7 protein-coding genes are annotated in these 6,000 nt (G+C 63.7%); 6 read left to right on the plus strand and 1 reads right to left on the minus strand.

The features are described 5' to 3' along the window. Positions 1 to 28: 28 nt before the first annotated feature. A complete protein-coding gene (locus J1C48_RS06130) occupies positions 29 to 730 on the minus strand; it encodes a PilZ domain-containing protein (protein ID WP_207256892.1) in 702 nt (233 codons plus the stop codon). On the opposite strand from J1C48_RS06130, the gene J1C48_RS18885 reads away from it, so the two are divergent. From J1C48_RS18885 to J1C48_RS06160, 6 genes are all read left to right on the plus strand, one after another. Then, a complete protein-coding gene (locus J1C48_RS18885; protein ID WP_231081592.1) occupies positions 714 to 1,322 on the plus strand; it encodes an Hpt domain-containing protein in 609 nt (202 codons plus the stop codon). The genes J1C48_RS06130 and J1C48_RS18885 overlap by 17 nt on opposite strands. A 33-nt stretch (positions 1,323 to 1,355) precedes the next feature. Then, complete coding sequence (locus tag J1C48_RS06140) at positions 1,356 to 2,654, plus strand: GGDEF domain-containing protein (protein ID WP_207256893.1); 1,299 nt, start codon at positions 1,356 to 1,358, stop codon at positions 2,652 to 2,654. A 503-nt stretch (positions 2,655 to 3,157) separates the two neighbouring features. Then, positions 3,158 to 3,952 carry a hypothetical protein gene (locus J1C48_RS06145; RefSeq protein ID WP_207256894.1) on the plus strand — a complete coding sequence of 265 codons (795 nt, stop codon included), beginning with the start codon at positions 3,158 to 3,160 and terminating at the stop codon, positions 3,950 to 3,952. Then, entirely contained in the window at positions 3,949 to 4,380 is a 432-nt protein-coding gene (locus J1C48_RS06150) for a phage tail terminator protein (protein ID WP_207256895.1), read from the plus strand. Before J1C48_RS06145 ends, J1C48_RS06150 begins: the two co-directional genes overlap by 4 nt. A gap of 144 nt (positions 4,381 to 4,524) precedes the next feature. Beyond that, positions 4,525 to 5,451, plus strand: a complete 927-nt coding sequence (locus J1C48_RS06155) for a phage tail tube protein (protein ID WP_207256896.1) — start codon at positions 4,525 to 4,527, stop codon at positions 5,449 to 5,451. Positions 5,452 to 5,651: 200 nt separating this feature from the next. Further along, a complete protein-coding gene (locus J1C48_RS06160; RefSeq protein WP_207256897.1) occupies positions 5,652 to 5,792 on the plus strand; it encodes a hypothetical protein in 141 nt (46 codons plus the stop codon). Positions 5,793 to 6,000: the final 208 nt, after the last annotated feature.

Raw genomic sequence — 6,000 nt, forward strand, 5'->3', positions numbered from 1 at the left:
CGGCCGGTCGCGATGATTCGGCCAAAGCTCAGCCGATGGCGCTGTGTCTGCGTTTCAATGTCGCGGGGCTGGCCTTGAAGGCGTCACTGGTAAAGCTGATGCCAAGGTCGCTGCCGCCTTTCCAGACGATCTCGCCCCGGCGCGCGCATCGTTCGGCGACATCATAGACGATGATGCTTTTGGGAATGGCTTGAAGATCACCGCATCGCAGACGGGCGCCGCCGGCAGACACGTCGACCATCTGGCTGTCGGCGAGAAACCGCTGATCGATCGTTGCCAGCACCACCGGTCGCAGCCGGGTTCGCATGCGCGGCCAGCGCCGCTTTTCCAAGGCTTTCGGTTTGCGAGGGTGGTCGGCTTTGGGCTTCCGGTCGAGGGCGAGTAAGGCGGCCATTTCGGCCGGAGAAATCTCAAATTCAGCGCTGCTGAAATTGACGCCGAAATCGTTTTCGCCGACCCAAACCACCTTGGCGATTCGATAGCAGCAAGCGGAGACATCAATCACCGTGACGAGCTTGGGCAACTCGCCCGACGATTGCCGGCGGATGCGGGCGCCGGATTTCGAAATGTCGACGAAGGCGCCGCCATCTAGATAGTCGCGTGATGACGTCGCGAGGATGGCCTGTCGGAAGCGAACTTTGCGCCGGGGAGATCTTCGTTTGTCTTGCATCATTATATCTGCCAAGAGTCCCGAAAGATTATGAATCAACAAGATGATACGCGCAGTCAATTGTAAAAAAATGAATAATATTTATATTTTATGTGCGAATGACTTTAATATAAATATATTTTTCGAAATCGCTTATCACGATGAGTTAACTATTTTAGTGTTGCATATTGCAACCATTAACGAGGTTCGCCGTGAGTCGTCGAAGCGTTTACGGAGCAATACGCCTCGGGCGGTCGGTGGCGAGGGCGGAGCAGTTCGTCCGGATGACCCCGGCGCATCAATCTCTCTATGTGACTTGAACGGAATTGACGACATGACGGCCCAGCCCTCAAAAACCGACCTCATCGACGCCAAGCTGCGGACGCTCACGGAAAAGTTTCGGACCAGCACCCTGGGCGATATCGAGCGTCTCCATGAGATCGTCCGGGATACCGACAGCGAGGTTGGGCCGCGACGCGACGGGATGCGGCGGATCGCCCATTCGCTCGCCGGTCGCGCAGGCACCTTTGGCTTTCCGAAGATCACCGCAGCGGCGGCCGAACTCGAAGACGCGATCGTTGCGGGGCAGGAGGACCTCGAAGGACTGCTGCAGCGGCTGACCGCGGCGGTCGAAAGCGAATTGACGACCGAAACCGTCACCACAGGCGGATAGTCGCCCCGTCCAGCGATGCGAAGAGGTCATCCGATGTTCCGTGGTGCGAACGACAAGGGATCTGCTGGGCCAAAGGCCGGCATCGAGATTTCGATGGGCGATGGTGGAGCTTTGGGTGAAAGCGCCGCGTCGGCTCAGTCGGTCGTTGTTTTTGAGGATGCGGATCATCTCCTGCCGCTGATGCGCAGTGTCTGCGATCTCGGCCTTGGCGCGGTCGACGGCGGCACCGATTTCGACCCGGAGACGGTTCTGGCGGTGCTCATTTCCTGGCGGGCCGATCCTGAGCTGCAAAAGGCCACGCTGGCGGCGCAGCATTGGCCGGTGATCTTCATTGCCGAGGACGGCGGCTTCGAAAGCCGCCTGAAGGCGACGCGCGCCGGCGTGACGGCGGTGTTGATCGATCCGATCGACATCACCGAGCTTGGCTCTTGGCTGAACGGCTTCGACGAGACCCGCAAGCCGGCGCCCTCGATCGTCATCGTCGATGACGACGTCATCTTGTCCGAGCTTTATGCCGCGGTGCTGGAAGCCGCCGGCATGTATGCACATATCGTCAACGATCCACGCCAGGCGTTGGATGCGATCAACATGATCCGGCCCGATCTCGTCCTGCTCGACATCGAGATGCCGAATGTCAACGGGCTGGAGCTGGCCTCCGTCCTGCGGCAGTCCCGGCGCAATCTCTCGACACCGATCGTGTTCTTGTCGGCCGAGCGGGACGAAGACAAACAGCAGGCCGCCCGCAACATCGGCGGCGACGACTTCATCAGCAAGCCGGTCGATCTCGATCGGTTGGCGGCTGTCGTGCGCATGCGCGCTGATCGGGCGATCGCGCTGAAGCAAATCATCGAGTCTGACAGTCTGACGGGGCTGTTGAACCATGCGCGCTTCAAAGAGCGTCTCGCGTTGGAGATGGAGCGCTCGGCGCGCACCGGTTCGCCCCTCAGCGTCTGCATCCTCGACATCGACAAATTCAAGAGCGTCAACGATCGCTACGGTCATCAGGTCGGCGACAAGGTGATCCAGACGTTGTCGCAGGCGTTGACCGGCGGTTTGCGGCGCACCGACGTTGTGGCGCGCTATGGCGGCGAGGAATTCGCGATCATCCTCCTCGATACCGATGTCGCCGGCGCCGCGGTGGTGATGAACCGCATTCGCGAGCGCTTCGGCGAAATCATCCTGAACGGCGCCGGTGAGGCGTTTTCCACGACGTTCAGCGCCGGCATCGCCCAAAGCACCGACCGCGCCAAGGCCAACGACGTCCTCGCTATGGCCGACGCCCGCCTCTATCAGGCCAAGGCCACAGGCCGAAACCGGATCGTCGTCGGATAAACCGTGAGCGGTTTGGTGACGGGGTCGCCGGACGGGGCCCGGACGGCTCTGCCCGTGCAACGGCAGACGGTCTGCGGGGCCCGCCCTTCAGGTCGCTCGTCCATTTCGTCCGCTGGGTGATCATCCGTCACGATCCATGGCCGTAGCGGCGTCGGGTCGCTCGCCGTCGCCTTCGAGCGGGTGCTGACGCGAAATCAGATCGGGCTGGCGATGCCCGGCTACGCCTTCGTCGCAAGCGGCGATTTTCTTCAAAAAATGCGGCGGGGAGGACATGTCCCGGCTGAAGCGCCGCAGCCGGGTCTGCGATGGTGCGGACCATGAAACGCACCACTTCCTTTCCTTGCTCCACGACGTGTTCGAGCGCGCAGCGCAGCCGACCTGCCTTGTTGCCGATGGCGCAGGGGGCGGCAGAGGAACCGGCCGAGCGCGTTGCCTCGACGGCGACCCTCACCTGTACATTGACCGGCGCTCTTTCCAGGCGCTTGGCGCGGCGGAGTTGAGCCATGGTCGCAGCTCTTCGCATCACCGTCGACGACGGTGCGGTTTTTTCCGCGATCCGAGCCCTTGCGCCGGCGGACCGGTCGGCTGCGATGACGGCCGTCGACGCCCATCTCGGCGCTGAGACTCGCCGTCGGCTCAAGGCCGCCGCTGGCCCCGGCCGGATCCCGCGCCAAAAGCCGCTGACCGCCGATCTTCGCGCCACGGCCCTGTCTGAGGCGTGCACGGCCCGTCGGCCGAGCGCCGGGCGCAGGCTCCGGCTCGATCCGGTGAAAGGGGTTCAGCCGGCGCTCGATCCGCGCTTTGATCCGGCCGCCCTCGCGCTTGACGATCCGCGCGTGTTTGGCGCCGCGCGCCGCGCGCTTGCCGGCGCGGCGGAATCGGGCGCCGGCGGTTGGTGGGACGATGGCGCCAAAGAGGACGCCGCGGCCGGCGGATCGCGCCAGCACACGACTTCGTTTCGCGAGGCGGCCCGGGGCGGCGAGGGCGGGACAAGCGCCCCGCGTTGCGGCCCCAGAGCCGAACCGTTCCGCTTGGCCGGCCCGGCTCGCGACGGCACCGCCGCTGGCCTCCAACAAGACGCTGGGCGGCAGAGCGTGTTTCACCGTTTCGACGCGCCGAGCGGTACGGTGCGGGCGCGCTTTGCTCATCCGGACAAGCCTCGATTCGCCAGCGGCGACAGCCGCCACCCAAAAACCCTGACGCGGCCGGGGCGGCCCTATCTGCGCCTCTCCGCCGCCGAGCGGTCGGCACTTCTCACCATTCTTTCCGACCAAGCCACGAAGGGAGCGGCCGGATGATCACCGCCGAGATTTTGGACCGGCTGAGGGCGCGATGCGGCGACGTCTTTGCCACCATTGCCACCACCCACGACCTCGCCAATGTCGCCGACAATCCCGGCACCTCGCCCGCCGCCTATGTGGTGCCGCTGCGCGAGGCAAGCGCTGCCAACGACCGCATGACCGACGTGTTGCAGCGCTGTGAGAGCGATATCGGGGTGATCATCGTCCTCGACGAGTCCGCCTCCTCCTCTTCATCCTCGACCTCCGCCAGCCCCGATCTCGACGCGCTGAAGGCGGCGGTGCGTGATGCGCTGATCGGCTGGCAGCCGGCCAGCGCCGAGGTCGCGATCACCCATGTCTCCGGTGAGCTGACCCAGGGTCGCGACGGCACGGTGTGGTGGGAGGAGGTCTTCGCCACCGCCTATCTGCTCGGCCCGGCCACCTGATTTCGCCGCACCGTCACTCGCCTTCGTCCGGCCGCGGCGTCAACGCCGCGCCGACTCCCAAGCCCCGTTGCGGGCGACAGCACCAACAGACGGCGCGATGCGCTCCAGCCGACCCCATGAGACTAATGAGGAGCCTTTTAGGCCATGAAACGCCATTATCGTAAACTCGCTGTCCTGTCGAAGATCGAGTCGACCTACGGCCAGGACGCCAGCCCAACCGGCAAGGCCAACGCCATGCTGATGAGCGACGTCCAGTTCACGCCGATGCAGGGCGAAGAGGTCAGCCGTGACCTGCTTCTGCCCTATCTCGGCCACCAGGGCGTCGAACTCGCCGGCGTCTATGCCAAGCTGACCGGCTCGATCGAAATCGCCGGCGTCGGCACCGCCGGAAAAGCGCCGGCCTATGGCCCGCTGCCGCGCGCCTGCGGTCTTGCCGAGACGCTGACCGCCGACACCTCGGCGGCCTATGCCCCGGTCTCGTCGAACTTCGAGGCCGCCACGACCTACTTCAACGCCGACGGCGTAAACCACGTGCTGCTCGGCGTGCGCGGCAGCTTCAAGGCCGATCTTGCGCCGAAGAAAATCCCGAAATTTCACTTCGACCTGATGGGCCTTTACGGCACCGTCTCCGATACCGCGCTGCCGACTGTTGACCAGTCGGCTTTTATCCGGCCACTGATCGTCGACACGGCCAACACCACGGTCTCGCTGCACGGCTGGTCGGCGATCGCCGAGAGCCTGGAGATCGATCTCGGCAACAAGGTCGAGGCGCGCTTCCTGATCGGCGAAGAATCGATGCAGATCACCGAGCGCAATGCGGTCGGAACGGCCGTCGTCGAGGCGCAGCCGCTGTCGGTGATCAACTGGTTCGACATCGCTGAAAAGCGGACTCGAGGCGCGCTCTCGGTGGTCCATGGCACCACTGCCGGCAACATCGTCGAATTTGCCGCCAAGCAGGTGGAGATCGGCCGGCCGACCCAGGGTAAGACCCAAGACATCTTGAACTACTCGCTGCCGCTGATGCTGTGCGCCAACGCCGGCAACGACGATCTGACGATCACCGTCCGCTGATCGTCACCCCGATGATCGGCGGCCTGACCTGCCGCCGATCGGGTGCGCGCCGAACCCTTTTCGCCCGCGCCCTCAGGCCTTGACGCTCGATCCCTTCGATCGGAACCCGCGTTCAAGGCCGCCGTCTCGCCCCTGCCGCCCTCTCCCTGTTGGGCGGGGCGAGACGGCCCTTTCCAAAACGGCTTCGAAGGATCGCCAAGATGTTCGTTCTCACCGACAGCTATCGCTATTTCTGGCCGGTCACGGTCCTTATTCCCAATCCGGACCGGCCGGGTCAGACGATCGAGCAGTCGTTCGACATTGAATTCGAGGCGATCCCGCTCGAAGAGGCCGAGGTGTGATTTTTCATGGAATAGGGCCCCTGTTTGAGGGGTAATTTTCGTCCAAACGGGACCCCTTAACGTGGGGTCATCAAGATGCCTCCGGTTTGATCGGAGGCATTTGTGTTTTGGATGTTGATTGTGGAGACGATTGCAAAGATACGCCGGCTGTCGCGGGTCCAGGGAAAGTCGATCAAGGCGATCTGCCGGGAGTTGAATATCTCCCGCA

The sequence above is a fragment of the Jiella flava genome (genome assembly GCF_017349315.1).
Lineage (GTDB): Bacteria > Pseudomonadota > Alphaproteobacteria > Rhizobiales > Rhizobiaceae > Jiella > Jiella flava.

Excerpts from the sequence above, each read along its gene's own strand:
- J1C48_RS18885 (WP_231081592.1), top strand. The coding sequence starts at position 714 with ATGATACGCGCAGTCAATTGTAAAAAAATGAATAATATTTATATTTTA.
- J1C48_RS06140 (WP_207256893.1), top strand. The coding sequence starts at position 1,356 with ATGTTCCGTGGTGCGAACGACAAGGGATCTGCTGGGCCAAAGGCCGGC.
- J1C48_RS06145 (WP_207256894.1), top strand. The coding sequence starts at position 3,158 with ATGGTCGCAGCTCTTCGCATCACCGTCGACGACGGTGCGGTTTTTTCC.
- J1C48_RS06150 (WP_207256895.1), top strand. The coding sequence starts at position 3,949 with ATGATCACCGCCGAGATTTTGGACCGGCTGAGGGCGCGATGCGGCGAC.
- J1C48_RS06155 (WP_207256896.1), top strand. The coding sequence starts at position 4,525 with ATGAAACGCCATTATCGTAAACTCGCTGTCCTGTCGAAGATCGAGTCG.
- J1C48_RS06160 (WP_207256897.1), top strand. The coding sequence starts at position 5,652 with ATGTTCGTTCTCACCGACAGCTATCGCTATTTCTGGCCGGTCACGGTC.